Source organism: Verrucomicrobiia bacterium, from assembly GCA_035629335.1.
Lineage (GTDB): Bacteria > Patescibacteriota > Saccharimonadia > Saccharimonadales > Saccharimonadaceae > DASUUR01.
Window position 1 is genome coordinate 381938 of the sequence record DASPIB010000001.1, and the last position, 25699, is coordinate 407636.

Below are 25699 nucleotides of genomic sequence, written 5' to 3' on the forward strand. Positions count from 1 at the left end.
AAACATGTTATTTGCCTTACAACTGACAGGATCCTTTAAAGGGAAACAGGTGCGGCTTTTAGCTAGTTCGGTGGGGTTTGGTTCGAGCTGACTGCCTAACCACGCATCATTTTGCGCTAATCGGTGAGATCAAGGAGCTGCACTCGCAATTTCTCGTCCATTTTACGGTGCAACTGCTTGTTAAGTGGCTGTATGAAAATTTCTGCCGTCACAGATATCGTAAAATCGCCCAAATGACCACCAATTGTTCGATAGCTTTTGTCGCCGAATACTCCGTGGACATGAAACATCGGCTGGCCTTGCTCGTTTAGAGAAATGCTGCCGGTGATTGAAAGCATTTCTAAAGGCTGAACAAATTCTTTCCACCGATAGTCCTTGGTGTCAAATTCAAAGAAGCCTATGGTCACCGCATCGAGACCGCCAAAGCCACTTATCCATGCGCTATGACAGCCTGTTTCTTTTACAAATTGAGCAAACACTTGAGTCCATTGCTCGCCCCTCTCCATGCGTAAAATGTAACGATCGTTATCAAAAGTGTATGTCATGATACGCTCATTCTAATTGAATAATAGAGCACAAGCAACATGCAGCGATCAGATCGAGCTCATGGCGGGCGAATTTTGGTTACATGCAAAAGGGCGCCAGAGTGATTCGATAATCGCATCATTTTGGCGCCCATGCACTTTCAGGCTACGCTGGGCGGTACTTCCACCCCCAGGGCCACTGTATATCTACCACGCCGTCTGCGCGCTGTGTTATGTAGAAGTCGTACCACAGGGTGGCGTCGACCTTTTTCGTGCAATCAACCCCGCAGAGGGAACCGACCCGAGGTCGGGGCAGAACCAGTTCAGGCAGCTGAATTTGACCACCTGGTTATCATGGGTGATTTTCCAGATATAATCAGTTTTTCCGTCGCGATAAGTCAAGACGAACGCTTCACCTTGTGGCAGCCGGGCAATGTTGCCCCCAACAATGCTGACGCCGGGAGTGCTATTTGGAATAGCGGAGTTGATTAGTAGGAATAAGCCGACGAAAATCGCCACGACACCAATAATCAGGAGCCGGGTTCGCATTTGTCTCCTAAACCTGCCGTTGAACCTTAAAGTACACCCTTGAAGCGAGAAGTGCAAGTTACATTATTATAACATATATAATTAAATATTAATACTCGCTGACGATAGGGGCACAGTGTGCTATAAAGCCTTATAAGTTGTGCGCGCAAGCTGAAGGAGCCGTAATAGTAAGGAAATAATTCAAAATAACAGATGAAAACGTAAATAATACATCTTTACTATTGCAATACTGTGCGCTACACACTATAATGTGTTGCAGAACGTAGTTCAATAAATAATATAAGGATAAAGCATGGAGCAAGATACTATTGTTGTTGCCGAAGGGTTAACAAAACGCTACGGCAATAAAACCACAGTCAAGGGTGTAAGCTTCGCCATTAAAAAAGGTGAAATATTTGGCATCCTTGGCCCAAATGGTGCCGGTAAAACAACCACCCTCGAAATGATTGAAACACTGCGCCACATCGATGAAGGCCAAGCGTTTATAGATGGCATAGATGTTTCAAAACACCCAAACGAAATTAAAAAAATCATTGGGGTACAAACGCAGTCGACAGCATTTTATGAACGGCTGAATCTACGTGAGCAACTGCAACTGCTCGCGAGCATCTATAACGTAACAATTGACATTGATAAGATTCTGGCCAGCGTTAATCTAACCGAAAAAGCAAAAGATTACCCTGAAAAGCTTTCGGGCGGCCAAAAGCAGCGTTTTAGCATCGCGGCGGCGTTAATTAATACCCCGAAAGTACTATTTCTCGATGAGCCAACAACCGGTCTTGACCCACAAGCGCGACAAAATTTGTGGGAGCTCATCCAGGACATTAAAGCTCGCGGTATCACCATTGTCATGACCACGCATTATATGGAAGAAGCACAGTTACTCTGCGATCGCGTGGCCGTGATGGATAATGGCGAGATTATTGCTATGGATAGCCCGGCAGCGCTCATTAAGCAGCTTCTAGAAACTGGCTTTAAAAAACCAAAAGAGGTCCTTCAGGCCGATCTAGAAGATGTGTTCATCAACTTAACAGGAAAAGGGTTGAGAGACTAATATGAATACTACTCTACAAATGGCGGTCTCGCAGTTTAAGCGCGTGATACGAGACCCGATCACCTTGATTGTGCTGTTTTCTATCCCTGCGCTGCTGCTGCTTATCTTTGGAGCGTTTACGCGCAATACCGATAATATTTCTATGAAAGTTGCGCTAGTTAATAACTCTGAGCATCAGTTGGCTAAAAGCTTCGCTGATGGGGTAAAGAAAGTCACGGTATTTAAAGAAACCGACAAAAAGTATAGCCTTGATGAAGCCAAGCAACATATGCGGGATAACAAGCTCGATGCCATCATTGAGCTGCCTGCAAGCTTTGGTGCTATGCAAGATGGCAAGCCGGCGGGCAAGGCAAAAGTGTACCTAGATCAGGCCGACCGAACTAACGGCGATATCGTGATGAGCGTGATGGAGAAAATATCGAGCGAGGCCAATAAAAACCTTCTTGGAGCTTCTTTTCCGGTTTCCTTAGAAAAAGTCAGTATTGAAGGCAAGGAAGCCAAGATCTTCGATGGCCTGTTTGCAATGTTCACTGGTATGGCGATTATGATGGTGGGTATATTTGGGGTGGCTTCAGCGATTCCAGCCGATAAAAAGATGGGCGTGTTGCGCCGCTTGCGGGTAACGCCCCTGAAGTCGCGACAGCTGATTCTTGGCACGATCCTGGCGTATGCAGTGGTCGGGGTGCTCGCTGTAGCCTTAATGACGATTCTGGCGCTAACGATTTTTGACCTTGAAATGCGCGGAAACTGGCTTGAATTCGGTATCTTCACGTTAGTCTCGTTAGCCCTGATGCTCGGATTCGGATTGGCTATTGGCGGTTGGTCGAAGAATTCAACCCAGGCAGATGTCTACGGCCAAATCGTCTTTATTACCTCGCTTGGCTTTAGTGGGTTATGGATTCCGCGTGCGCTGATGCCTGAGTGGCTGCAAGAACTTACGACTTACTTACCGCTGACGCCAATTGTTGACGGTATCCGTTCGATTGTGGTTGATGGCGCGCATTTGCTGGCCTTGGGCACTGAGCTGGCAATTATTATCGCCTGGATGTTAATCGTGTTTGTTGTCGGTATTAAAACGTTCCGGTGGGAATAGTATCAAAACCTATAAATTTAAGGGTGTCTCTCGATGGTTGCCATAGAGAGACACCCGCCGTATTATAGAAGCAATGTCGCATGAATTTATAGATAGTCAAGTTTTGGAGCTGCGTCGTGGCACAATTGTTGTTGCGACGCTGAGTTTATTGCACTCGCGGCACTATGGCTACGGACTATTACAGGCCTTGAAAGAAGTTGGTGTGCCGGTTGATGCCGGCACGCTTTACCCTTTGTTGCGCCGGTTGGAAAAACAAGGTGTACTACAGAGCGTGTGGGAAATGGCAGACACGCGGCCGCGTAAATACTATTGGCTGAGCCAAGAAGGCGAAATTCTGTATGGAAAACTTGTAAACGAATGGTCAGCAATGACGGGTATTATGCAAAAACTTCTTAAGGAGAGGAAGTAATATGGATGTAATAGAACGATATGTGTACGCGGTAACCAGAAAGCTTCCCGAACGTCAGCGCAAAGACGTCGCGCGGGAATTGACATCAGACATAGAAGCTATGGTGGCCGATAAAGCTGGCCACGAGCCAACAGAGGCCATTGTAAAACAGGTGCTGCAAGAGCTGGGCGATCCTGAAAAGTTCGCAGCTCAGTACACGGATGCCAAACGTTATTTAATTGGCCCGCGCTATTTTGACGCCTACGTTACTTTGCTTAAAAATTTGTTATTAATTGTCCCAATTACCGTAGCAATAGCAGTCATCGTTTTAGAATTAGCAGAAACACGAAATATTGCCCAGCTCCTCGCCGAAGCGGCTTATGCTGCAATAAACGTTGCAATACATATTTTTCTGTGGGTAACAGTAATTATTGCTGCAGTTGAGCGGGTTGACGCCAAGCCATCCAAAGATCGGCAGCCAGCCATCAGCGCCGACTGGACGCCAGATCAACTTCCTATAATTCCAAAAGAGCGACAAATACCAAAAAGTGAAGCCATGGCCGGAGTAGTCTGGTCGATCCTGGCAATAATTGGAGTTTTATGGCAAATACCCTTTATCCATCAAGCAATCGCACCAAATGTTCCCCTGCTGCTTTCTGACAGTCTTTGGCCAGTTTGGTTGGTACTGCTACTTCTGCTATCGGTGTCATCATTAGCCGTTGAACTAGTCAAGCTAGCGGTCGGGGTCTGGAATAAGCTGACGGTTTGGTTGATTGCGGTGCTTAATAGCTTAACAATTATCCTTTTTGGCTTACTCATTGGTGTACGGCCGCTTATCAGCGATGAATTCATTGCTTCAGTTGCGAAAAATGGCGGAGACGTGGGTTTAGTTGAGCAAATTGCGACTAATGCTTTTATTATCTTTTGTCTGATGGTAATCGCCTTTAGCTTGTATGAAATGATAAAGGCGCTTTGGGTATATAAAAAGCGGTAATTATGAAGTTGGAAGTTTAATTTAGAAAGTCCATAACCCGGAAGCTTATAAAAGTATTAGAACGGACAATTGCAATAAATTTGAAGGTCAGGGATAAGAGCATTCCTGACCTTGTTGCGTGTCTACCTACGCTGTGGGAAGAACTCCTCGAGCGATTTATCTGGCATAGGTGCATCGACTGCCCAATAGTCGACCGGCAAGGCGCTCATGAAAGCCATGGAAGAGATAAAAGCAGCTAGCTGAGGGTCGTTTCTGCTATGTTAATTAGGTGCCGTTATCAGTAGCGACAATTAGTGCTGCCAGGTGGCAGCTGTCACCCGCTTCGTCTGGTATTTCTTGTGCGGCGTGCTACTATGGAAGTGTCGTACGAGCTAAGGAGCTGTGGTGGAGATTTGGATTAAGGGCGCGCCGAATGGCAGCCTGACACTTAGTGATGTCAAGATTACGCCCGAAAGAGTGCGCGAGTTTCTTGAGGAGTGCGGTTTTCCCCTTGCGGATGGCGACTGGCTGAATGTCCTTCATGGTGATGCTTGGAAGGGCAAGATTTACCACTTGTATGTGAATGTGGGTGGCGAGAAGTGGTCCGTGCAGGGCATTATTCGGCGACCGACGGTGGATGTTGTGGTGACTGTCAGTGATGGCAAGCGCACCTACGTACTTTTCACCGAGCAGTACCGTGAGCTCTATCGCGCCAAGATTGTGGCTAATCCTGCCGGCGGTATTGATAGTCAAGAAACTGCAGAGGAAGCTGCACGCCGCGAGGCTGCGGAGGAAACCGGACTGCCGCCCGCTTCCTTGAAGCTGAAGGCGCTCGGCAAGCCAGTTGCAGCTTCACCGGGAACGATCAAGGAAGAGGCGCATTTTTTCTTGGCCAAAGCTCAGCTTTCATCGACTGAGCTTGATGCTTATCTTGAGCGGTGGAAGAATACGCAGCAGGGTCTTGCCGAGGAAGGTGAACGAATCACTATTATTCCGGTGCTGGCGGTGGAGCTGAAGCGCTTCGTTTCAGGCTTGGAGCCGCATGACGCCAAGATGGAGCTCGGCTTGTCGCGAGCTGGGTTGTGCTAGTGAAAAGGTGGCGTCATTTTGGCGCTACCTGCTTTTTTGCTATACTAAGGCGTTGTCTTCGATACAAAGAGAGGTGAGATGATGACCGTCAGCTACCGGGATATGCCAAAGCTTACGTCAAGCGAGGCTACAGAGCTTATCGGCAAACAGCCCGTTAAAGGATACCCGCCGCGTGAAAACCGCTTGCAGTATAAGCCAGAGGTATGGCGACAGCTGCTGAACGATGCTCGAAAGCACGATAATCGGATTGATATTCCTGACGGTGGTCCGCATTTTGCCGATACCTATGGCGCTGCAACACGTATGCGGCGATCTTCAGAGATGGATGTGATTGTCACAAGGGAACAGCCTCTCCCAGAGAAGAGGGTAGCGGAGTGGCGCAAGCTGGGCTTGTTGGTCGATACGACGGGCCGGCCCCTGCATCCGCGCGCGGAGCAGGTACTGACTCACCCGAAGATCGGCATGTACACCGGGCCCGGCAAGTATTACCGCTATGGTCCGCAGCGCATTGGCAACCTGATCCTGCAGCGCATTGAACAGCGTCAGTATAACGAACTGATCACCTATGCCATCGTGGGGGTAAGGCGTAACGGCGAGATTGAGTACAGTGTCCCTGGTGGGCACTGCGAGCTAGGCAAGAATACCCAAGACACTGCTTTTAGGGAAGCCAAGGAAGAAGCTGGTATCGTTCGAGCTTCGCTTGGTAAGCTCCAGCTGCAGGAGGTGATCTCCTGGCCCAAGGGCGGCAAGGCCGATACACTTCACGCCTGGGGCGAAGAATGGTTCACCTTTGCACGAAGCACTGACAACCCTGCGCTCGAGGGCGTAGAGCTTCAGCCAGATAGCAAGGAAGCCGTGACGGCAGAGTGGCGGACCTTCGAGGAAATCAGGAAGCTGCTTGCTGAGGATCGCTTCATCAAGACCCACTTCAAGATTATCCAGCACTTCCACCAGCAGTCGGTGAGGTAAATCGGGACACCGGGGGTATCAGTACAAACTGGTAGCCCCGCATAATTTTCAAAAGTTATTTATTATATCTACAAATAGGCACTAGTAATCGAATGCTTGGCAGCTTTTAGCTCGAGTGGCGTGCCCTCAAACATCACTTTTCCGCCGCGACTGCCGCCTTCTGGGCCCATGTCAATAATCCAGTCGGCATTACGGATAATATCGAGATTGTGCTCGATTACCACCACGGTATTGCCAGTGTCAACCAAGCGGTTCATGATTTCCAGCAGGTGGGTAATATCCGACATATGCAGCCCGGTGGTTGGTTCGTCAAGTACATAAATATTGCCCTGCTTGTGGAGTTCGCTGGCGAGCTTAATACGCTGACATTCCCCGCCCGAAAGCGTGTTAAGCGGTTGGCCAAGTGTTAAATAACCCACCCCTACGTCGTAAAGGGTTTGTAATTTGCGAACAATCTCCTTCTGGTCAAAATAATCGAGCGCACTAGTGATGGTTAGTTCCAGGACGTCGCTAATTGACTTACCGTTTAAAGTGTAACGCAGCACTTCTTCTTTGAAACGTTTGCCGCCACAGACTTCACAGGGTGTTTTCACGCCGTCTAAAAATGCCAGATCGGTATACACAACTCCGGCTCCTTGGCAATTGTCGCAGGCGCCTTTTGAGTTAAAGCTAAACAAACCGGCATCAACCGCATTGGCGCGCGCAAAAGCCTTCCGGATGTCATCCATGATGCCAGTGTAAGTAGCTGGGTTGCCGCGCCGGTTGGCACCGATGCCCGATTGATCAATTGCCACCGCATGGGGGTATTGTCGCAGAAATACCTGGTTAATTAACGAGCTTTTACCAGAACCAGCTACCCCGGTGACGACCGTCATAACGCCCGTAGGAATAGTCACGCTGACATCTTGCAGGTTATTGAGCGAGGCGTTTTTTATGGGCAAGGTGCTGATTGGCTTCCGGAATTCGCCTTTGATTGGCAATGCTTGTTGTAAGTGTCGCCCTGTTAAAGTATCAGCGTGAAGCAGTTCGCTGTAGCTACCTTCAAACATAATAGTGCCGCCTTTAGTGCCGGCGAGTGGGCCGACATCAACAATATGATCGGCAATTTTAATAACATCTGGATCGTGTTCGACCACAAGGACGGTATTGCCCTTATCCCGGAGCTTAACCAGCAATTCATTTAACCGATGCACGTCGCGCGGGTGCAAGCCGACACTTGGCTCATCAAAGATATACGTCACGTCTATTAAACTGCTACTGAGGTGTTTGACCATTTTTATACGCTGCGATTCACCACCCGAAAGGGTATCAGTTTCGCGGTTCAGGCTTAAATAGCCGAGGCCAATATCCACCATGTGCTGCAGGCGTTGGGTGAGTGTTTCGACCATGCTTTTTGCAATTGGTTCGGTAATCTCCTGCAGTAGTGGAATTAATTTCCCAACTTCCATCGCCGTCATATCAGCGATGTTTCGACCATTAATTTTAGCAGCCAATGCCTGCTGGTTGAGCCGTGCACCATGGCATAGCGGGCATTCAGCATATTTAAGATACGGCGCTACGGTTTTTTGCGTGCGGGCAGAGAGGGTTTTAATATCGCGTTTAATGTAGGCTTGGGTAATTTTTTCGAGCACGCCAACAAAGCGCGCATTCATGGTGCCTTCGCCAATTTGTAGCTTGTAGGTGCGATCTTTGCCGTGCAATAGTAAGTCGAGTTCTTCGGTAGTGTAGTCGGCCAGTTTTTTGTCGTTGTCAAAGAAGCCGGTCGATTTGTACGAGTTATTTTCCCAGGTGGCAAAAAACGGCACCTGGATCGCTCCTTCGTTCAACGATTTGGACATATCAATAAAACCATCGGTTTTAATCGTCATTTTTTTGCCGAGCCCGCTACATTCCGGGCACATGCCGTGCGGGTCGTTAAACGAGAAATAGTTTGAAGCGCCCACTTCCGGTGTCGCCACACGAGAGAATAATAATCTGAGCACCGGGTTGATATCGGTAATCGTGCCCACGGTAGAATGCGACCCGCCGCCGAGCCGCTTTTGATCAACAATAATTGCCATCGATAAGTTTTCAATTGCATCGGCATCGGGCTGCGGGTAGCGCGGTAAAAAGTTACGAATAAACATACTGAAGTTTTCGTAGAGCTGCCGCTGGGCTTCGGTGGCAATCGTATCAAATACGATCGAAGATTTTCCCGAGCCGGAAACGCCCGTAAAAACGGTAATTTTACGCTTAGGAATTTTTAATGAAACATTTTTCAGGTTATTTTCGCGTGCGCCGATAATCTCAATATATTCCATTTACCCCCTCCGATAGCTGCTGATGATATCTATAAAAGTGTACCATACATAGTGGCTTGGCTTACTGTGGAGCGAATTACTGTAGCTGAAGAATTGTCGATACGACTTTTGGAAAGCGCTGTTCAAGTTCTTCGAGCCGTACGGTGCTGTAGCATTCTCTGCCTTGCTGCCGCGAGTATATAACCCCACGTTCTCGAAGAATTTTAAAACTGTGCGAGCGGGTTGAAATTGCTAAACCCTCAATGCTTTTAGCGGCTTCGGTGCAGGTAAGCGGCTGCTCGGCGGTATGCAGTGCCTTGACGATTTGCAGGCGCACCGAATCGCTTAAGGCATACAGCACATCTTCCAGGGTAACGGTAGCAATATCAGGGTGGACAAGATTCATATCAATAAGTATACCACCCCGGTTTATTTACCAAAAAAGAGGATAAGTAAGTTTTTTAGTCATTCTGGAAGCTAGTGCGGCAACAGCTACGACCAACATGCTTCCCATAAGCACGCCCAGCATAAATACGATTGGCGAGACTGGCTGTACCAAAACAGCCACAGCGCTGGTTGCCACGGCTGGAATATGAAATAACCGCAGTTTATTCATAACAAAGATTGCTATGCTAGCGGCTATCGCTAGCGCCCATAGTGAAGGTCCAAGCAGCATGGCTATTCGGGTATAACACTGTGTGGTTGCATGCCTGGTATAGCCGGAGCGCCGTAATGTAGGCAGCCGCAACGACTAGCGATGGATTAATAGCTTAAAACTGACTGATTATAAAAATAGGTTGTGCTTGACTCCTGAGTGGCGTCAAGCACAACCTGCGTGCTTGCTGATCGGGCGGCGTCCCTCTATGATGCCGTGATCCTCTGTGTGCACTTTTCAGTGTATTGGCGTTTCACGGATAGACGATCGAGTCCGGACGCTACGTGTGTCAACGAGCACTTTGTTTAATGCTGCGGATAGCTCTTGGCAACTACCTTATATTTTCGCAAGAGATCCCAAAGGTCGCTTGCGGCCTTATTTACCGATGCAATATCGCCCGCGATCTGAGGTCCAATGGTAACCGTTCGTTCGCCAATCACAACATCCACATTGCGGAAGATGCTTAGACCTCTTAGGATTATATGTGGTAGCTGAATTGGGAGCTGATCGAAAATGAACCTAATAACGCCGGTATCTTCATTTGATTTGGCTACATTCTGAGCCGTGTCAAGGTAGCCATGCTGAGCCAACAATATAAGCGTTGAGATGACTCCAGCCGCCGCAAGGCCTCTGGCTTTGCCGTCGGGTTCTAGATTAAGCTGAATTGCAATAGTTTTAGCGTTCCCGACTATTTTAATCGAAGAAATATGCGGGCTGTCGGGCAAGGCCCCAGGAGCGAAACTTTTTTTCAAGCGACGAACTGTCAGTTCGCCTGATTGTCTATCGAATTCCCAGCGACTACTCACTTTTCCTCCAGATGAAGTAAGCGGTTCTTATAGCATACAACGTAACGATGAACGTTTCAAGCTGTAATTAAAGAAGTAGTATGCTATCATTAACCCATAAAAATGAACCATGACATTATCGTTTCGAATCTCGTAAAGAAATACGGCCAGTACACCGCTGTTAATAATATCTCTTTTACAGTAAAAAAAGGCTCGATTTTTGCTTTCCTTGGAACAAACGGCGCTGGAAAAACCACTACTATAAGCTGTTTGACCACTGCGCTTGCCCCCACTAGCGGCGAGGTGACTGTGGCTGGGCACGTTTTAGGCCAAGAAAATGATGCCATACGACGAGCCATCGGGGTGGTATTTCAGTATTCAGTGCTGGATCCACTACTGAGCGTGCTTGAAAATTTACAGAGCCGGGCAGCATTATATAAATTAAGTCAAAAATATACCACCGAACGAATCAATGAACTAGCGGAGCGAATTGGGCTGACTGATTTTCTGAAAAAGCCGTATGGTACGCTGTCGGGCGGCCAAAAACGTCGGGTAGATATTGCTCGGGCACTACTCCATAATCCGCAGATATTGTTTTTAGATGAGCCAACTGCAGGGCTTGATCCGCAGAGCCGCGAAGCGGTGTGGCGCACGATTTACGAGTTGCAGACGCAGACTGGCCTGACGGTTTTTCTGACTACTCATTATATGGAAGAAACTGAACGGGCGAACGATGTCTACGTGATTCATAAGGGCAGTATAATTGCCCACGGCACGCCGCAGGCGCTACGAGCACAATTTACTCGTAATCAGTTGCGGCTAAAAGGCGACACTGATCGGCTGGTACCAGTATTGCGGGCGGCTGGTTATGAACTGCAGCAAAAAGACGACTTGCTGATTATTCATCCGCCAGATAGCGCGACAGCTCTTAATCTTTTAAAAGCCAATGAAGCGCTAATAGTAGATTTTGAGTTTTTACACGGCACCATGGATGACATGTTCTTAACGCTGGCACAAAACGGCCAACCAGGAGGCGATAAGTTATGATTGGTAGTTTAATACTGCGCAATATCCGGATATTCTTCCGCGACCGCGCGAGTGTGTTTTTTTCGCTGCTGGCGTCATTAATGATGTTCTTGTTGTATATTCTGTTTTTAGGGAGTGTGCAGGTCGAAAGCGTGCAGGATAAATTTCCGTTTGCCTCGCGCGAGGAGGTTGAAGGGTTTATAAATTCGTGGGTATTTGCCGGTATTCTTACGTTGACACCAATTACCACCAGCCTTGGGGCGATGCAAATTTTTGTTGCCGACCAAGCGGCTAGCCGTTTTAAAGATTTTAGCGTGTCGCCGGTAGCGCGCTGGAAAATTATCATGGGATATTTGGGGGCAGCTTTCATAATATCGTTCAGCATGTCGTTATTGGTTTTTGGGCTCAGTGAGCTGTACTTGGTAGCAACTGGTGTGGAATGGCTGTCGACTGGTGACGTACTGCGAACAGTGGGATTATTAGCGTTATTCTGTTTGGTCTTTTCGGGGTTTGCGAGTTTGATTGCGTCGCTGGTAAAAAGTGACTCGGCGTATTCATCGGTCAGTATTGTCACTGGCACGACCGCCGGGTTTATTACCGGTATTTATGTGCCGATTGGCGTACTTCCGGCTGCGGTGCAAGATGCAATTAGCGCTTTGCCGTTTTTTCACGCGGCAGCGCTGCTTCGCGAGCCGTTTGCGGGGCAAGCCTTAGCCGAGGTGGCGCAAGGGCACGCCGCTGCTATAGCCAGCATTAAGGATACGTTTGGTTTTAGCGTGCAGATCGGCAATGTGACGCTTTCGACTGCGGTGCTAATTGGTATTTTGATTGGCTTTTGTGTACTATCGGTTATTTTAGCGACAGCGCGGATATCGCGAAAACTGTAAGCTAGCGGTGAAGTGCGTCGCTGATTCGGTCTGCTGCTTTGACTACCGTCTCGATATAACTTGGGTTGTAATCAATAAAGTGGTTGGCTTTGGGGGCATAGGTGACTTCCGTGCCTAAGTTTGCTGCAGCTATTGTTGCCAAGTGTTTAATAATGGGGTATTTTTGAGTCTCAGCTTCGCCAACCAGAACAGCGGCTCGTTCTTGGGGTGTGCGAATGCGCTTGGTCAGCTCGTTAAGGCTATAGTGTTGTATCGCGGCATAGCTTTCTGGATAGTCTTTTTTGAGCAGCGGTTCGCCGACGGCTGTATCAGCCAGGCCTTCGGCGCAGTTCAGGCTTGGCGAAGCCAACACGATGCCCGGGCGCGGCTGTCGGGTTAGTTCTGGTAGAGCCAGCATCACGCCGTACGAATGAGCAATAACGACGGTGGTTTGGCCGATTTTTTGCCGTAACTCGCGCGATACCTGCGTGACTTCAGCGGTAAAATCTCGTTTCTCCCAGGGCGGCGTAATCTGTTCAACTCTAAAGCCGGCACCTTCTAAGGCTGCATAGGTCTTTGGATAATCTTTTTTTGCTTCAGTATCGTGTCCGGGAATAAATAGTGCTTCTTTGCTCACAAGCGTGTCCTACATTAGAGTTTATTTTCTGGTGGCTGTACCTGTAATAATTGCATAAGTGTTTTAGCGTTGGCAATAGCGTAGCCATGAAAGTCATTGTTAAAGTAAACGTAAATAGTGCGCGTTGTTGCGGCGAGGCTGTTAATGTAATTAGCCCAATCTTCTAATGCTTCGTTGCTGTAACTTGAAGCGAACAACTTTTCTGGGCCATGAAACCGAATATAAGCGATGTCGGCAGTTTGCTGGCGCACGCCAGGATAGCGTGAGGACTGGGCGGCTGTTAGTGCTACGTTGTATTTGCGTAGCAAATCGTAGGTCTCGCTGGTAAACCACTGTTTGTTGCGAAATTCAATCGCTATATCAAACGGATGGTCCTGAGCCCGGACAGCTTTGGCGAAGAAATGTAAAAATGTAGCCAAGCGCTGTATGTCTACATGGAAACTGGCTGGCAGTTGTACTAAAATTGCGCCCCGTTTGTCCTTTAAAACAGCGGTCGTTTCAAGAATGTACTGGATGCGTTCGATAACCTCATCAGTTAGCTCTAGGCGATGGTAATGGGTGATAAGTTTATTGAGCTTAATTGAAAATTTGTACCCCGGCGGTGTCATTCGATCCCAGGTTTGGTAAGTGGCTTGGCTCGCAATACGATAAAACGACGAATTATTCTCAACCGTAGAAAAGTGCTGTGCATGAAAACGAAGCTCATTATAGCCGATAATATCGGCGGGATAGAAAGAACCGATCCAATCTTGGTAGTGCCAACCCGAGGTACCAATAAGAATAGCTGCTGCCATAGGTTTTATTGTAGCTCTATCGCACCCTAAAGCAAATGAGCATGACGCTAGAACACGCTGACATCGGTACCGATAAAAGCTGCGTAGCGTTGCGCGGCGGCGGTAATTGCCGCGTGAGTGGCAGGGCTCAATTCTTGAAAGGGCGATAACTGCACTGCCACGCCGCGGCCTTTGGTAACGCGCTTCCAACGACCAACTGATTGCCCGTTAATTATAATATTGGGGTCAATACCGTAGCCGACGGCTTTCATGTCGGCTGTCCCCATAACTGCCGAGCGATCAGCGTAAGCAACGGTGTATTCGTCAAACGGAGGAAGCAATAACGGAGGGTGCTGCAGTTGAGTTTTTGGTGCAACTAGTGGGTAGAAGATATAGTTTTTGCCAGCAATGTCTTCGCTTGTAAAATCGTTCTTTATGGCTCCGATCCCTTGTTGCGCCTCGGTTTTTGTGAGCCCGCTCCACCACATAAAATCCTGGATTGTGGCTGGGCCGTGGCTCTGGAAATAACGACGCGCAAGCAAGGCGAGTGCCTCTTCGGTGCTGGGTTGCTCGGCGTCTGGTATCCAGGCCCTAAGTAAGACAAAGGTTTGTTGTTTGCCGCTGCGAGGGCCTTGGCACAGTAGTCCCTCTTGCGCCCAGTAGCGCATAAGGTGCGCGCCTTTACTGCCTTTTGTATCAATCCCATGAGATTCGAGGAGTTCGTATACTTGCTGCCGCGGTGTGGGCGTCTCAGATAACGAGTTTTCTAGTACAGATCGTGCCTTGCTGAGCTGTCCTTCTGTAATGCCTAAATTACGGTAAATACTGGCGGTCTTGCGGTTTTGTCGCGGGCCAAGCAGGCGAGTCATCCATAAGGTATCATCAGCCGGTACAAAGTGAAGGGTGCTGCGCATCGGCCAGGTGCGAACAATAGTCTTATCTGTCGTGGCTTGTTCGATGGCGACTTCGGTAGAACCCGGGATACGAAGACCAAAGGCATAAAAAGAGATGGGCATTTCTTGGGCTTGAATAGCGCCAAACCACTTTACAACTTGATCAGGTGTGGTGAACTCAGAGTGCAGAAGTCTCTGGTTGTAAAGACGAAGCGCGAGTAACTCTGAAATAGTCATGCTATCAGTATGTAGTGAGGAGGCAAAGAAGTAAAGTTATAGCCGCTGCTTAACAGCGAGAGCTTCGCGGCCAGATGCCGTAAGCGCATCGGTTTCAGAAACCTCTTCATTACAGAGGGCATTCTTGACTAGTGTGTCAGTGGTGCGAATTGAATTTTCAGCAAAAATTGGGTCACTAAAGGTGTTGGTTGATGAGGCAACTACTGCGCTGCGCTTGCCATCGGGCGTAACCCCATTTGTATTGTTATAGCCAATGACATCGCCGCCATGGCCCCAATACACGCCGCCACATGGCAGGTCAAAGCGCATTATACCCAAGCCATAGCGCACGCCAGGCCAGATTTCTTCGTACTCAGGGCCCATTTCAACCACGGTTTGCATTTTAGCGAGCTGTGCGGGTGAAAGGAGTTTGCCGGCCATAAGCGCCTTAAAAAAGCGGGTAATATCCTGAGGGGTAGAAACAAGCGAGCCAGCCGCCCCGCCCCAGGTCATGTTGTGTAGTGTCGTATCGGTATAAACACCGGTAGTATCAAATAATTGGTAGCCGCGCATATGTGGCCAGGGCAAATATGGTTTTGTGCCCGGCTCAACGGTGTCGGTCAGGTGAAGTGGGCGAATGATGCGCTCTTTCGCTTCTTTAACCCAGCTACGGCCGCTAACTGCTTCGATCACCATGCCGGCTAAGATGTAGTTGGTATTAGAGTATTCCCAGTCTGTGCCTGGCGCAAAATTAGGTGCATGGCGCATCGCCACGGCGACAAGCTGATCGGGGCTGTAGTTAGTGAACCGATTTTTATAAAACGCTCGCGGTGTTTCGACGGTGGACCAAAATGTCTCGTCGCTGGTGTAATCAAACAAGCCGCTGGTATGTTGGAGCAAGTTTCGAATTGTAACCAGCTCACCGTTATTACCATTGCCCTCCACCGCGCCTGGCAGCCATTTTTCAACGCTATCATCTAAAGAAAGCTTGCCCTCGGTTTCTAGCTGCAGCAGCACGGTCGCAATAAAAGTTTTGGTATTGCTGCCGATACGAAAATGCGATTCCCACGGCACTGGCAGACTAGTGCCACGAATAGCGGTGCCGGCGCGTGCGCGAGTAATTTTATTGTCATCGGTGGTAACCGCCAGTACACCAACCGTACCGATATCGCGGATTGCGTTAACATCGCGCTGCAGCTGGCTGTCTGGGGCGGCGTTTTGTTCATGATTATGGTGCCAGGCCGAAACTGGAGTTTGGGCTAAAAGTGCTATTGCCGTAACCCCCATAAACAAACGCGCGATTAGTTTTTTGCTTTGCTTCATGCCCACCTCCTTTATCATGCTTATGTATATAATACCTGAATTATCTAGTTTATTAACTATTATCTTGATGTGACAATTTGGTGAAATCGGTATGCTAGTATATGGTATATAGAGATTCCCGAGGAACGGAGCGCATAATGGCACACCCGAATTTGGATAAGTTGCTCGCTTACAAGGATGAAGGCCTTGCTTTTATCAAGGCGCAAGACGATAAGGTAGCTAAAGCGCGACAAGCATCCAAGAAGAACGTTTCCGAGACGGATGCACTGCTTGCGCCGTTGCACGAGGCGTTGGCAACACATGCGCTGGTAACGCTTATTGCGCGACGAAGGCTCGACTTGAGCGAGCTAACAGCAGAAATTACCGAGCTGGTCAATAATGGCAAATCACCCGCGAAGACTCAAGCTGAAAACCGTAAGCTTGAAGATCTGATTCGAGAAGCGCAAGGCAAGAGTCCAATCGCTTCTGAGCACCGGGCGCTCGCCACGGAGGTTCTCATCTATTTGTTCAGGGACCAAATCTAGTTAACGGCGCTTCGTCAGGGTGACTGATGAAGCGCCATTTTAAGCACTTTACTTACTGGGCGTTTCTATGGTTATAGGATTCTCGATAATAACATCTGCCGTCTTGTCGCTTTGCCGCCTGGCGAGAAGGGCAAAGGGTAAGGCCAAAAGCTGAAAAGCGGCTACAATTAAGTACGAATGAGCGTAGCCCCACATATCGGCAGCTTTTCCGAGCAGTGGTTGACTCACCACGCCACCCGCCGAGCCAAGCAGTGAGTCGAACGATAAAACAGTCGCCCGTTGTTTTGATGGGATAAGACTATTAAAATACGCCTGGCGCACGGGCATAGTGGCCGAAAAAACCATCCCCCAGATCACAAGCATAGCCACGACCACCCAAAAATTAAGCACTAAGCCGGATATCGCTAAACTGATGCCACTTAAAAATACTCCAATAATTAGAACGGTAGTGTGGCGCTTAAAGATGCGTCCGATATGAGGCACCAATAAACCACCGGCGATTTGGGCACCAGCAATAATGGCAGCCGCGAGCCCCGCAATGCCGTAAGCGTTTGGATCGCCCCATAGCTCTAGGAGATACGGCTGCATGGCGTAAAAAGCGTAAGCTAGCGCCCCCATAACGAAGGGTGTCATCAGCATTAACCAGCGAACGGAAGGGTTTTTGAGGCCAAAGGTTAGGGAATTTTGGGCAATAACCTTTACTTCATGTGCCATGTTTTTGCCTTTTGTAGGGGTAAAACCAATATCTTTCATTAATTTAAAAGCTAAAATAAAGGTTAGTAATAATATGACAGCCCTAATAATATACGGGACGCCTAAATTGCTGTACTGCGCAATCACACCGCCCGCTGTCGAGCCAACTAGCATGGCCGAGCCTTCAACAATCTCACCTTTGGCGAATACAGATTCAAGCTTGCCCTTAAAACCACTGGCAGTCAAGGCGTCTACCAGCCAGGCTTCTACCGCCCCTGAAAAAAAGGTAAAGCCTAAGCCCAAAAACACCGACACTACTGCCCACGACCAAAACGGCGCAGCGGTTTGCCACATAAGCAAATATAACAGCGTAGCCAGCGCCAAGGTAATTGTGCCGAGCAGGTATGAAACCCGGCGACCACGAAGATCAGCAATAACGCCAGTCGGCACTTCAAACAGCATCATTCCGGCCGTAAAAAAGGCATTTGCCGCGAAGGCTTCAAAATTAGATAACCCCGCATCAAGCAAAAAGATGGTATTAATACCCCAAACCAGCGAGGCGGCGAGTGTGTTAAATAGGAGCAATGTTAAGTAAGTGCGCTGGATAGATTGCGGAGTTGGAGCCATAGTACATTTACTATAGCAATATAATTTTGTTCTCGCTACGCGAATATGTCTGCCGTGCTTTTGCGAGTGCCTAGATACAAATGGGCTATTTTAACTTTGGTTTTGGTGTGCTACTCTGGTAGAGCCCAACCGGAAGCTAGGAGCAGCCATGAAGCTGAAGGATATTGTTGAGCGGGCTCGGCAGCTTTTTGACGAGAAAGAATTTGTTGTTGACGGGCGCCACAAGATGGCAAACAATTGCTTTCAGGCAAGCAACGATGCCGTAACAGAAATGGTTAAGTCAGTAGACGCGGCGGCCAAGCTCTGTATTGAGATTGATCGTACCGGTGTGTTTGATCCTAGGGCGTACCAGAATAGTTACGATTCATCCGAGTATGAAACTATGCTGGAATGTCTTTCTGACCCAGTTATTGGCGCGGTTTGGCAAGAGCTGAAATCGCAGCCCGGAATCGCGGCGAAAGAAAAGCGTCGCGAGAGGCTGTATCCCTGAGCGCTGGAGCGAGTCGTTTTTCGGCTCGCTCCATTTACATTCGCTTCGTTTTAACCAGTTACTCCAGCATGCAGTGTATGCTGGCGGGAAGTAGTTGTGGTCCCCGCGATTTTATCTTCGTATTTTAAGCCCCAATCCGAAAGCGGAACAAGTGCCTCGTTTAAGGTGGTGCCAAATTCGGTAATTGAATATTCAACCCGTGGCGGCACCTCGTGGTAAGCTTTACGGCTAATAACACCATCTTTTTCCATTTCGCGGAGCTGCTGAATAAGCATTTTCTCGCTAATGCCCGGCACGCGTCGCTTTAATTCGCCAAACCGAATCGGTTTATAATGTATTTCCCAAAGCAGTAATGCCTTCCACTTGCCGCCAATTACCTGAAAGGCGGCGCCAAGGCCACAATCATATCCATCCATTTTAAATCACTCCTGATCATGTGTTTTTCTATCCATACTTACTTTAATGTAGGTACTTGCATAATGTCAAGTATGGAATTATGCTCCTAAGAGGCTGCAAGAAAATCGATCAAAGATGAAAGTAATATAAGGAGAATTATGAAATACGCAAATAAAAAAGCGGTGATTATTGGCGGTACCAGTGGTATGGGCATGGGCATTGTTAACGAGCTGGTTAAGGATGGTGCGCAGGTGCTGATTACGGCCAGAAACGAAAAGCTTATTCAAGAAACACAAGAGCAACTGGGCGAAAAAGGCGTAGCGCTTCGATCGGATGCGACGAGCACCGCTGATCGTCAAGCTTTAGCACAAACCGTAAAAGACAAATTTGGCACCTTTGACTATTTGTTCATAAACGTTGGCATTTGTGAAGTTGAAAGTTTCGATAAAGTCACCGAAGCATCGTATGATCGACAGTTTAATGTAAACACTAAGGGTGCTTTCTTCACAGTTCAGCAACTATCGCCACTCATGAACGACGGCGGCTCGATCACTTTTACAAGTTCGGTCGCTGATAAAATGGGCATTCCGGGCATGCTGGTGTACTCTGCAACTAAGGCAGCTTTGGTGTCGATGGCTCAGGTGTTGGCTGCCGAACTGATGCCGCGTAAAATTCGCGCGAATGCGCTGAGCGTGGGCTACGCGGATACGCCGTCAATGGGCGTGGGCGGTTTTTCGGAGGCGGAAAAACAAGCATTTAAGGACGGCGGCAACAAGTATACTCCAATGGGCCGAATTGCCTCGCCTGAAGAGTTTGGAAAAGCAGCGGTATTCTTAGCAGCCGAAGCTGAGTTCGTTACCGGTGTTAACCTACCGTTTGATGGTGGTATTGGCCTAGGCGTTTTTGCCCAGCAAAGCTAAACAGTAAAGAAACACTGAAAATCGCAGGAAACCCAGCTTGCGATTTTTTATATGAGCTAATGTAGTGATTTTGAAGTGCAGTTAGTTGTTTTTCAGTATAATAGCCGTGTCGGGGCATGACAAAAAGAAAAGGATTTGCGTGATGACCGATTACATCATTGGCTTTTCGGACGGTCCAAACGCCGACAATCAAGCGATGCACTACGGCGCGCTTCGGGCTTTTCAAGGTAATCCGCGCTTTCAGTTCGTGGGAGTAATCGTTGATCCAACGGCGGTAAACTACGAAGATCAGCCGTTAGGTTCAAGGAATATTGAACTCTCACGGCGAGTGCATCTGTTGCACACTGCCCGCATGGCGGGGCTGTTTCGGCGGGCGGGCTCTAGTGTGAAAGTGTTTCGTGGGCTCGATATTACCCAGACGGCGGCCACGTCGCCGATTCCACATAGTGCGCACACCAAGCACCACGATTATGATGTGTTCGGTGATGCGCCGCCAAAGGGTCAGGGTTTCAAGGCAATTGCTGGTGATTTTACTGACGCGCGTCGTTTTATCCGAGGTCTCAATGGCACGGTGCATCTTGTGATTGGCGGGCAGTTCTCTTCGGTTGCGAAGCTGATTGAAGACCCGGTAATTTTTGGCAAGCTCGGTATATTGGCTTGTCAGGCGGGCTTTAAGCTGTCGCAGCGGGCAATTTACAGCCAGATGTCATTCAATCTAGAGGTGGACCTGCGGGCAGCGCTTGAAGTCTATCTGCACTACCCCCAAGCTATGTATTTTGTGCCATCAGATATCACCCGCGACCCCAAGGTGACCTTTACGGGCGCAGATGAGCTGGCGCGCCTGGGCGTACAGGGAGAGATCCTGGAGATCTTCCGGCGTCATCGCGAGCGGACGGCTGAGCGGCACGCTAAGCAGCAGCTGGAAGATAAGAAGCTGAAGGCTTACCCGCCGCTGTCAATTCATGATCTGCAAGCGGTCTTTGCGCTGCGGCAAGCGCTTGGACTTGAGGCAAATATGTATCAGTTCGCGCCCATCGATCCAGACGAGGCGATCCGTAACACCCTGACGACCGTTCAACACTGGGCGGGTAAGGGGATTCGGATTGATGTTTCAAAAAAGGTGGTGGCGAAGCTTGGCTACACATCGAGTGGCATGCTAGAAAACGGCCATCCACTGCCGCCACGCTATGTCGTTACCGACCAAAATGCTGAGCTGTATAAGCGCCGTGTGCCGGAGGTACTGCGCTAGCTACAAATGATCCTGTTCTGGCTTGCCGAATGTGGCAAGCCAGAACAGGAAAAATTACCGCAAAAAACGGTGGAACACGTTATTCCTGAAGCTTTTCAGCAATCGCCTCCCTCAGAATATCTTCATCGTAGTAGTGTGCTTTACGAAATTCTGGATCAAGTTTCTTCCATGCTGCATCAACTTCATCAAAGTTCACTCCCAAATCTATGGCAATCGAATGACCAATGAGGGGACTCATCTCACGCATAACCACAACCTCCAAAAAGAGAACGTGCTTTATTAGTATCAGTAGTAATTATTTCTAAGTCAAATTGTCTTTACCGAATTGCGCAAATTCAGCATATAAACTAGCATCTGAAGATTCGAGCGCAAGCTCGTGGGTGCCATACCGCACCCCGCGGTAGCTAAAGTTGTGCGAACCACTCAACAGCTTCCGTTCGCCGCTTTCTAATTCAAAAAGCAGGTATTTAGCATGAAGAAACTGCTCTTTCTGGTAACTATTCGCCAGGCGGTATCGGAGGAAAAAGGCGAGCTGATCAATGGCTGCCGGGCTAAGCAGCTGCGCCACGCGATTAGTATAAATCGTGGCGTGTTTGGCGGCCAACAAGCCTGCCAAAGGGCCAGATGGTGCCATCTGTGACACATACGTTATGCGCTTGGCCCGGGTGCTGAGCTCAATCGCGCGCTGGTAGATGATCGATTCGTTCGGCTTTCCGCCATCAATTAACAGGGTATGGGATGGGCTAATTTCATACGTAAAGCTTTCGTTGGTTTTCACTTCATTGTCATAGTACTCATTTAATCTGCGGGCGAGCGTCGCATCTTTAATGAAAAGCATGTAATCATTATTAAGAAACGATTCATGTGTCAAGTTAACGCCGCCGGCAAAAAACACTACATCATCTATAAGACTTACTTTTTGATGAAACCGCCCCTTAAACGGATTTATGCCAACCGAACCGAGTCGGGTAATGGCAACACCTTGAGCCGCCAGCTTTTGCAATTTGTTGTTTGTTGCACGAATCCGCTGCTTGTAAGCTCGAGCTTTAAAAAAGTTAAAATCTTGGGAAAACAGAAAGTCGTTATAGGCATCAATAATAATATGTATTTTTACGCCGCGAGCAGCTGACGCCTCTAGTGCTGCAAATAGTTTCTCCATGCCAGGCTCAAAATAGCAGACCATTGCAGCCAGTACGATGTCTTTTTGGGCGCGGTTAAGATGCTGAACTAACTGTTGATAGTAAATGTCTGCAGGTAGAAGCTTCATGGGGCGATGATCGTTAGATATTTGTGATGCAAGGTGTACTGCAGAGGGCTTTTTAACGAGCGAATCTCGCCATCAAAAGCGACGACTACCGAAGTATGACGCAGCCTTAGTGCCACTTGCTGCGCCGTCAGCTGCTTAATAGCCGTTTGCTGTTTTTTGCCACCGGTTGAGGAACGAAACAACGACCACACTAGGCTAAAAAAAGACTTTGTAGTCACGACATAGACACTAAAAACGCCCTCGGTCATTCTTTTGCGGTTAATGAATTCATTGCCACTTGTCTCGTAGCGATTGTTGCCAATAAACACGAATGGACTTCGAAGTTTTGTCTGCTTTTTATCGAATGTTAAGTGAATACGGCGCCTTCGGAGCTTCGCGAGCACCATCCCGGCAGCAATAATTGTCCCAATTGCTTTACCAAAACGTGATTTTAACTGATCGCGCCGCGCAACCAACGACGGATACAACCCAATGCTCGAATTATTCACGAAGAATATACCATTTACCTCGCCAGCGTCTATTTTCTTACGCTTACCCTTTAGGAGCGCAGTTACCGCTGCTTCAGGCTCGAGAGGCATGTTGATATCTTTAGCAAAGTGGTTAAATGTGCCTAAAGGTAGCACGCCGATCGGTATTTTTGTGTCGTGAGCTGCGTTTACCACGGCATTCACTGTGCCGTCGCCTCCGGCTGCTACAATGACGCTGTTATTTTGGGCGGCAATTTTCTTGATCTGTTTATCAAGGTTGGAAAGTGCATAAAAGCTAACTGCCGTGCTATGCTTTTTAAAAGCGGCCTTTATAGCTCGGCTATTTTCAGCCGTACCAGCGGCCTTATTAAAAAACACATGATAATGAGCCATTAATTAATAATGCCCGTAATAATCCACAGTAAAACGGGTAGGCTAAGCAGCCAGCCGCCGATAACATCCAAAAAATAGTGCGCCCCTAGATAAATTCGGGAAATACCCACCAAAAATATTACCAGGCCAATTCCTAGCGGCCCAACGATATTCCACGGTGCGATAAAATAAGCGTAGGCAAAATAAGCCAGCAGGCCATAGACCACCAACGAACCGAATGAATGACCGCTGGGGAAGCTAAAGGTTTTGCGCCACATGGCATTAGCGTATAGCGTATCTGGCCGTGGGCGCCGCATAATGCCTTTTAAAATAGTGCTGCCAACTAGTGCTGCCAACGCCGCAATAAACGCATACGACACGACAATTTTTTGTAGGCCCAGGCCGGTAATCACCCCGAGTGCGGCAATAAATACCACCGTCATCGGATGGCCAAGTAGGGTTATCCAGCCATAAATCAGTTCAAACAGCCGCGAGTCGCCTTTAATTGAATCGGTAATACGGTGATCGAAGCGACTAATCGTTTGGCGGAACATACCAAGATTATACCAGGATGTCCCGGCGGTACCAATTAAAACCTAAACAATAACCGGTCCAGCTAAAGCAGGGCCGTCACCAGCCAAATACAATCCGCACTAGACATTATTGATTTTCTGTGATATCATGGTTTTATTGCATCGATGAATATCGAGTTTCTCTGAGCTTACCTAGCTTAAACGCACCAAAGACTTGAGAGAAAAAATAAACAGTAGTATATCTCGCTGTTCATCTCGCAGTCGAGAATAAATTATTACAATTTGGAAAGGTTATTTTATGAATAACACCTCTTTTCGTGCGGGACGCCGTAACGCGTCTTCGCGCCCTAATACTGCGCGTCGAACTTTTTCGCGCGGCAACAATAATAGTAAACGACCTCGTGGTGCTTACATTCACCCAAGTAAGTTTATTAATAAAGCAGTCACGGCGGTTGAGCAAGTAACTTACGAACCAACGCATACGTTTTCTGACTTTCCGTTTAGCACAGCTCTGCAGAATAATATCATCGATAAAGGTTACGTCCACCCAAGTGCCATTCAAGATCAAGCTATCCCGCATATCATTGAAGGCAAAGATGTGATTGGTCTAGCTAACACCGGTACCGGTAAAACAGCTGCCTTTATCTTGCCGATCATTGAAAAGCTGTCTGGCACTACCGCTGCGCCAGCCGTGCTGATTATGGCACCAACGCGCGAACTTGCCGAACAGATTGATGAACAATTTCGCACCTTTTCACGCGGCATGAAGCTTTATTCAGCGCTATGTGTTGGTGGTATGAACATTGACCGCCAGATTCGCGATTTACGCCGCCGGCCACACGTTATCATTGGTACGCCTGGCCGCTTGAAGGACCTTCTTGAACGCCGTGTATTGTTCGTGCGTGAAATGACCACGCTGGTGCTCGACGAAGCCGACCGCATGCTTGACATGGGCTTCATCAATGATATTCGAAAAATCATTGAAACCATGCCTCGCGACCGCCAGACTTTGTTCTTTAGCGCCACCATTACACCAACCATTGAAGCGTTGGTACACGCCTTCTTAAACGACCCGGTAACTGTTTCGGTACGCACCAGCGAAACCAGCGAACACGTTGAGCAAGATGTAATTGAAGCGACGTCTAAAGAAGAAAAAATGGACATTCTTACCAACATGCTTAGCGATGAAGCTTACGATAAAGTGTTAGTATTTGGCGAAACTAAATTTGGTGTACAGCGCTTGTCAGATGCTCTTTCCCGTTCGGGTATCCCATCGGTAGCGATCCATGGCAATAAGACTCAGCCACAGCGCCAACGAGCCCTGCGTTCTTTTAAGAACCAAGAAGTTCGCGTGCTGGTAGCGACTGATGTTGCTGCCCGTGGCCTGGACATTCCAAATGTGAGCCACGTGATTAACTTTGACCAACCGAACACCTACGAAGATTACGTCCACCGTATTGGCCGAACTGGCCGTGGTGGGGCAAAAGGTAAGGCCTTTACCTTTATCCAGGCACGTAATCGATAAAGCTTAGTCGTTCGAACTTTAAAATAACCTCCGTAACTGGAGGTTATTTTTATATAGTAAAGTTTGAAAGGCCTGCTGTTGCTTAAATAACAAGTTTTTCACGCCTCGTAAAAGGCTACAATAGAAACATAAGCAAGTATATTGCTTAAAAAGGAGGGTCTATGAAAATAGCAACAAAAACCTTAGTAACTTTACTGATTGTGACTGTGATGAGCTTGAGCATGGTCAGCGGCGTTTCGGCTGCACCAAGCGAAGCCGAGGCTAAGAAATCGAGCATTCAACGTCTTGAGAAAATTCAAAAGCGCCACGACCGCAAGCTGCACTTAACGGCAAGCGTGCTGGGCATGACCACCGATCAGTTGAAGGCCGAGCTAAAGCACCGTACATTTGAACAAATATTAAAACGTCACGGATTTAAGACCTATGAAGCGTTCAATAAAGCTCTGGTAGGTAAATTAAAAGACGAGCTAAAGCGTCGTGGTTGGAGTGAGCGAAAGATAAATAGCTTTCTCGAACGCCGAATGCAGCGCCTCGCTGTTTAGCC

Annotated in this window: 30 protein-coding genes; 14 read left to right on the top strand and 16 right to left on the bottom strand. The window is 48.2% G+C overall.

Going from position 1 to position 25699, the window contains the following annotated elements:
• Nucleotides 1-116: 116 nt before the first annotated feature.
• A complete protein-coding gene (locus VD907_02145) occupies nt 117-545 on the bottom strand; it encodes a DUF296 domain-containing protein (protein HYG83652.1) in 429 nt (142 codons plus the stop codon).
• A 210-nt stretch (nt 546-755) separates the two neighbouring features.
• Entirely contained in the window at nt 756-1073 is a 318-nt protein-coding gene (locus tag VD907_02150; protein ID HYG83653.1) for a hypothetical protein, read from the bottom strand.
• 292 nt (nt 1074-1365) lie between these two features.
• Between VD907_02150 and VD907_02155 the strand changes: the two genes are divergently transcribed.
• From VD907_02155 to VD907_02180, 6 genes are all read left to right on the top strand, one after another.
• Nucleotides 1366-2127: an ABC transporter ATP-binding protein gene (locus tag VD907_02155; GenBank protein ID HYG83654.1), complete on the top strand. Its 762-nt coding sequence runs from the start codon at nt 1366-1368 to the stop codon at nt 2125-2127.
• Between the two features lies 1 nt (nt 2128).
• Nucleotides 2129-3220, top strand: coding sequence for an ABC transporter permease (locus VD907_02160; GenBank protein ID HYG83655.1), 1092 nt, complete (start codon nt 2129-2131; stop codon nt 3218-3220).
• 73 nt (nt 3221-3293) lie between these two features.
• Nucleotides 3294-3629: a PadR family transcriptional regulator gene (locus tag VD907_02165; GenBank protein ID HYG83656.1), complete on the top strand. Its 336-nt coding sequence runs from the start codon at nt 3294-3296 to the stop codon at nt 3627-3629.
• 1 nt (nt 3630) lies between these two features.
• Entirely contained in the window at nt 3631-4602 is a 972-nt protein-coding gene (locus tag VD907_02170; protein ID HYG83657.1) for a hypothetical protein, read from the top strand.
• 384 nt (nt 4603-4986) lie between these two features.
• Nucleotides 4987-5670, top strand: a complete 684-nt coding sequence (locus VD907_02175; GenBank protein HYG83658.1) for an NUDIX domain-containing protein — start codon at nt 4987-4989, stop codon at nt 5668-5670.
• Between the two features lie 78 nt (nt 5671-5748).
• Nucleotides 5749-6639: an NUDIX domain-containing protein gene (locus VD907_02180; GenBank protein ID HYG83659.1), complete on the top strand. Its 891-nt coding sequence runs from the start codon at nt 5749-5751 to the stop codon at nt 6637-6639.
• Nucleotides 6640-6707: 68 nt separating this feature from the next.
• Here VD907_02180 and VD907_02185 read toward each other — a convergent pair whose 3' ends face one another.
• The 4 genes from VD907_02185 to VD907_02200 form a co-directional block, all read right to left on the bottom strand.
• Nucleotides 6708-8939 carry an excinuclease ABC subunit UvrA gene (locus tag VD907_02185; protein HYG83660.1) on the bottom strand — a complete coding sequence of 744 codons (2232 nt, stop codon included), beginning with the start codon at nt 8937-8939 and terminating at the stop codon, nt 6708-6710.
• A gap of 76 nt (nt 8940-9015) precedes the next feature.
• Nucleotides 9016-9324, bottom strand: a complete 309-nt coding sequence (locus tag VD907_02190) for a winged helix-turn-helix domain-containing protein (GenBank protein ID HYG83661.1) — start codon at nt 9322-9324, stop codon at nt 9016-9018.
• A gap of 27 nt (nt 9325-9351) precedes the next feature.
• A complete protein-coding gene (locus VD907_02195; GenBank protein HYG83662.1) occupies nt 9352-9594 on the bottom strand; it encodes an HPP family protein in 243 nt (80 codons plus the stop codon).
• A 284-nt stretch (nt 9595-9878) separates the two neighbouring features.
• Nucleotides 9879-10379, bottom strand: a complete 501-nt coding sequence (locus tag VD907_02200; GenBank protein ID HYG83663.1) for a hypothetical protein — start codon at nt 10377-10379, stop codon at nt 9879-9881.
• Between the two features lie 102 nt (nt 10380-10481).
• On the opposite strand from VD907_02200, the gene VD907_02205 reads away from it, so the two are divergent.
• On the top strand, nt 10482-11405 hold the full coding sequence (locus VD907_02205) for an ABC transporter ATP-binding protein (GenBank protein HYG83664.1): 924 nt from the start codon (nt 10482-10484) through the stop codon (nt 11403-11405).
• A complete protein-coding gene (locus tag VD907_02210; protein HYG83665.1) occupies nt 11402-12271 on the top strand; it encodes an ABC transporter permease in 870 nt (289 codons plus the stop codon). Before VD907_02205 ends, VD907_02210 begins: the two co-directional genes overlap by 4 nt.
• Nucleotide 12272: 1 nt before the next feature.
• Here VD907_02210 and VD907_02215 read toward each other — a convergent pair whose 3' ends face one another.
• From VD907_02215 to VD907_02230, 4 genes are read right to left on the bottom strand one after another with little or no spacing between them, the layout of a single operon-like run.
• A complete protein-coding gene (locus tag VD907_02215) occupies nt 12273-12887 on the bottom strand; it encodes a hypothetical protein (protein HYG83666.1) in 615 nt (204 codons plus the stop codon).
• Between the two features lie 14 nt (nt 12888-12901).
• Entirely contained in the window at nt 12902-13681 is a 780-nt protein-coding gene (locus tag VD907_02220; GenBank protein ID HYG83667.1) for a DUF72 domain-containing protein, read from the bottom strand.
• Nucleotides 13682-13728: 47 nt separating this feature from the next.
• Nucleotides 13729-14790, bottom strand: coding sequence for a winged helix DNA-binding domain-containing protein (locus VD907_02225; protein HYG83668.1), 1062 nt, complete (start codon nt 14788-14790; stop codon nt 13729-13731).
• Nucleotides 14791-14826: 36 nt separating this feature from the next.
• Nucleotides 14827-16092, bottom strand: a complete 1266-nt coding sequence (locus tag VD907_02230) for a serine hydrolase domain-containing protein (protein HYG83669.1) — start codon at nt 16090-16092, stop codon at nt 14827-14829.
• A 137-nt stretch (nt 16093-16229) separates the two neighbouring features.
• Here VD907_02230 and VD907_02235 point away from each other — a divergent pair, with 137 nt between their 5' ends.
• Nucleotides 16230-16616 (top strand): hypothetical protein, encoded by a 387-nt coding sequence (locus VD907_02235; protein ID HYG83670.1) that lies wholly within the window; start codon nt 16230-16232, stop codon nt 16614-16616.
• Nucleotides 16617-16664: 48 nt separating this feature from the next.
• On the opposite strand, the gene VD907_02240 is transcribed toward VD907_02235, so the two are convergent.
• On the bottom strand, nt 16665-17936 hold the full coding sequence (locus tag VD907_02240; GenBank protein ID HYG83671.1) for an MFS transporter: 1272 nt from the start codon (nt 17934-17936) through the stop codon (nt 16665-16667).
• 148 nt (nt 17937-18084) lie between these two features.
• Between VD907_02240 and VD907_02245 the strand changes: the two genes are divergently transcribed.
• A complete protein-coding gene (locus VD907_02245) occupies nt 18085-18426 on the top strand; it encodes a hypothetical protein (protein HYG83672.1) in 342 nt (113 codons plus the stop codon).
• A gap of 50 nt (nt 18427-18476) precedes the next feature.
• Here the strand turns inward: VD907_02245 and VD907_02250 are convergent, their stop codons facing one another.
• Nucleotides 18477-18842, bottom strand: coding sequence for a helix-turn-helix domain-containing protein (locus VD907_02250; GenBank protein HYG83673.1), 366 nt, complete (start codon nt 18840-18842; stop codon nt 18477-18479).
• A 138-nt stretch (nt 18843-18980) separates the two neighbouring features.
• Between VD907_02250 and VD907_02255 the strand changes: the two genes are divergently transcribed.
• Together VD907_02255 and VD907_02260 are read left to right on the top strand one after the other, a co-directional pair.
• Entirely contained in the window at nt 18981-19742 is a 762-nt protein-coding gene (locus VD907_02255; protein HYG83674.1) for an SDR family oxidoreductase, read from the top strand.
• Between the two features lie 142 nt (nt 19743-19884).
• The gene (locus VD907_02260; protein ID HYG83675.1) at nt 19885-20991 is read left to right on the top strand and encodes a hypothetical protein; all 1107 of its coding nucleotides are present in this window, start codon (nt 19885-19887) and stop codon (nt 20989-20991) included.
• Between the two features lie 79 nt (nt 20992-21070).
• Here the strand turns inward: VD907_02260 and VD907_02265 are convergent, their stop codons facing one another.
• The 4 genes from VD907_02265 to VD907_02280 are packed head-to-tail and all read right to left on the bottom strand — an operon-like array spanning nt 21071 to nt 23651.
• Nucleotides 21071-21238, bottom strand: coding sequence for a hypothetical protein (locus VD907_02265; GenBank protein HYG83676.1), 168 nt, complete (start codon nt 21236-21238; stop codon nt 21071-21073).
• A gap of 54 nt (nt 21239-21292) precedes the next feature.
• The gene (locus VD907_02270; GenBank protein ID HYG83677.1) at nt 21293-22258 is read right to left on the bottom strand and encodes a phospholipase D-like domain-containing protein; all 966 of its coding nucleotides are present in this window, start codon (nt 22256-22258) and stop codon (nt 21293-21295) included.
• Complete coding sequence (locus VD907_02275; GenBank protein HYG83678.1) at nt 22255-23118, bottom strand: diacylglycerol kinase family protein; 864 nt, start codon at nt 23116-23118, stop codon at nt 22255-22257. The genes VD907_02270 and VD907_02275 overlap by 4 nt, the downstream gene beginning before the upstream one ends.
• Entirely contained in the window at nt 23118-23651 is a 534-nt protein-coding gene (locus VD907_02280) for a phosphatase PAP2 family protein (GenBank protein HYG83679.1), read from the bottom strand. Before VD907_02280 ends, VD907_02275 begins: the two co-directional genes overlap by 1 nt.
• 277 nt (nt 23652-23928) lie before the next feature.
• On the opposite strand from VD907_02280, the gene VD907_02285 reads away from it, so the two are divergent.
• The gene (locus VD907_02285) at nt 23929-25155 is read left to right on the top strand and encodes a DEAD/DEAH box helicase (protein HYG83680.1); all 1227 of its coding nucleotides are present in this window, start codon (nt 23929-23931) and stop codon (nt 25153-25155) included.
• Nucleotides 25156-25316: 161 nt separating this feature from the next.
• Nucleotides 25317-25697, top strand: coding sequence for a hypothetical protein (locus VD907_02290; GenBank protein HYG83681.1), 381 nt, complete (start codon nt 25317-25319; stop codon nt 25695-25697).
• Nucleotides 25698-25699 lie beyond the last annotated feature (2 nt).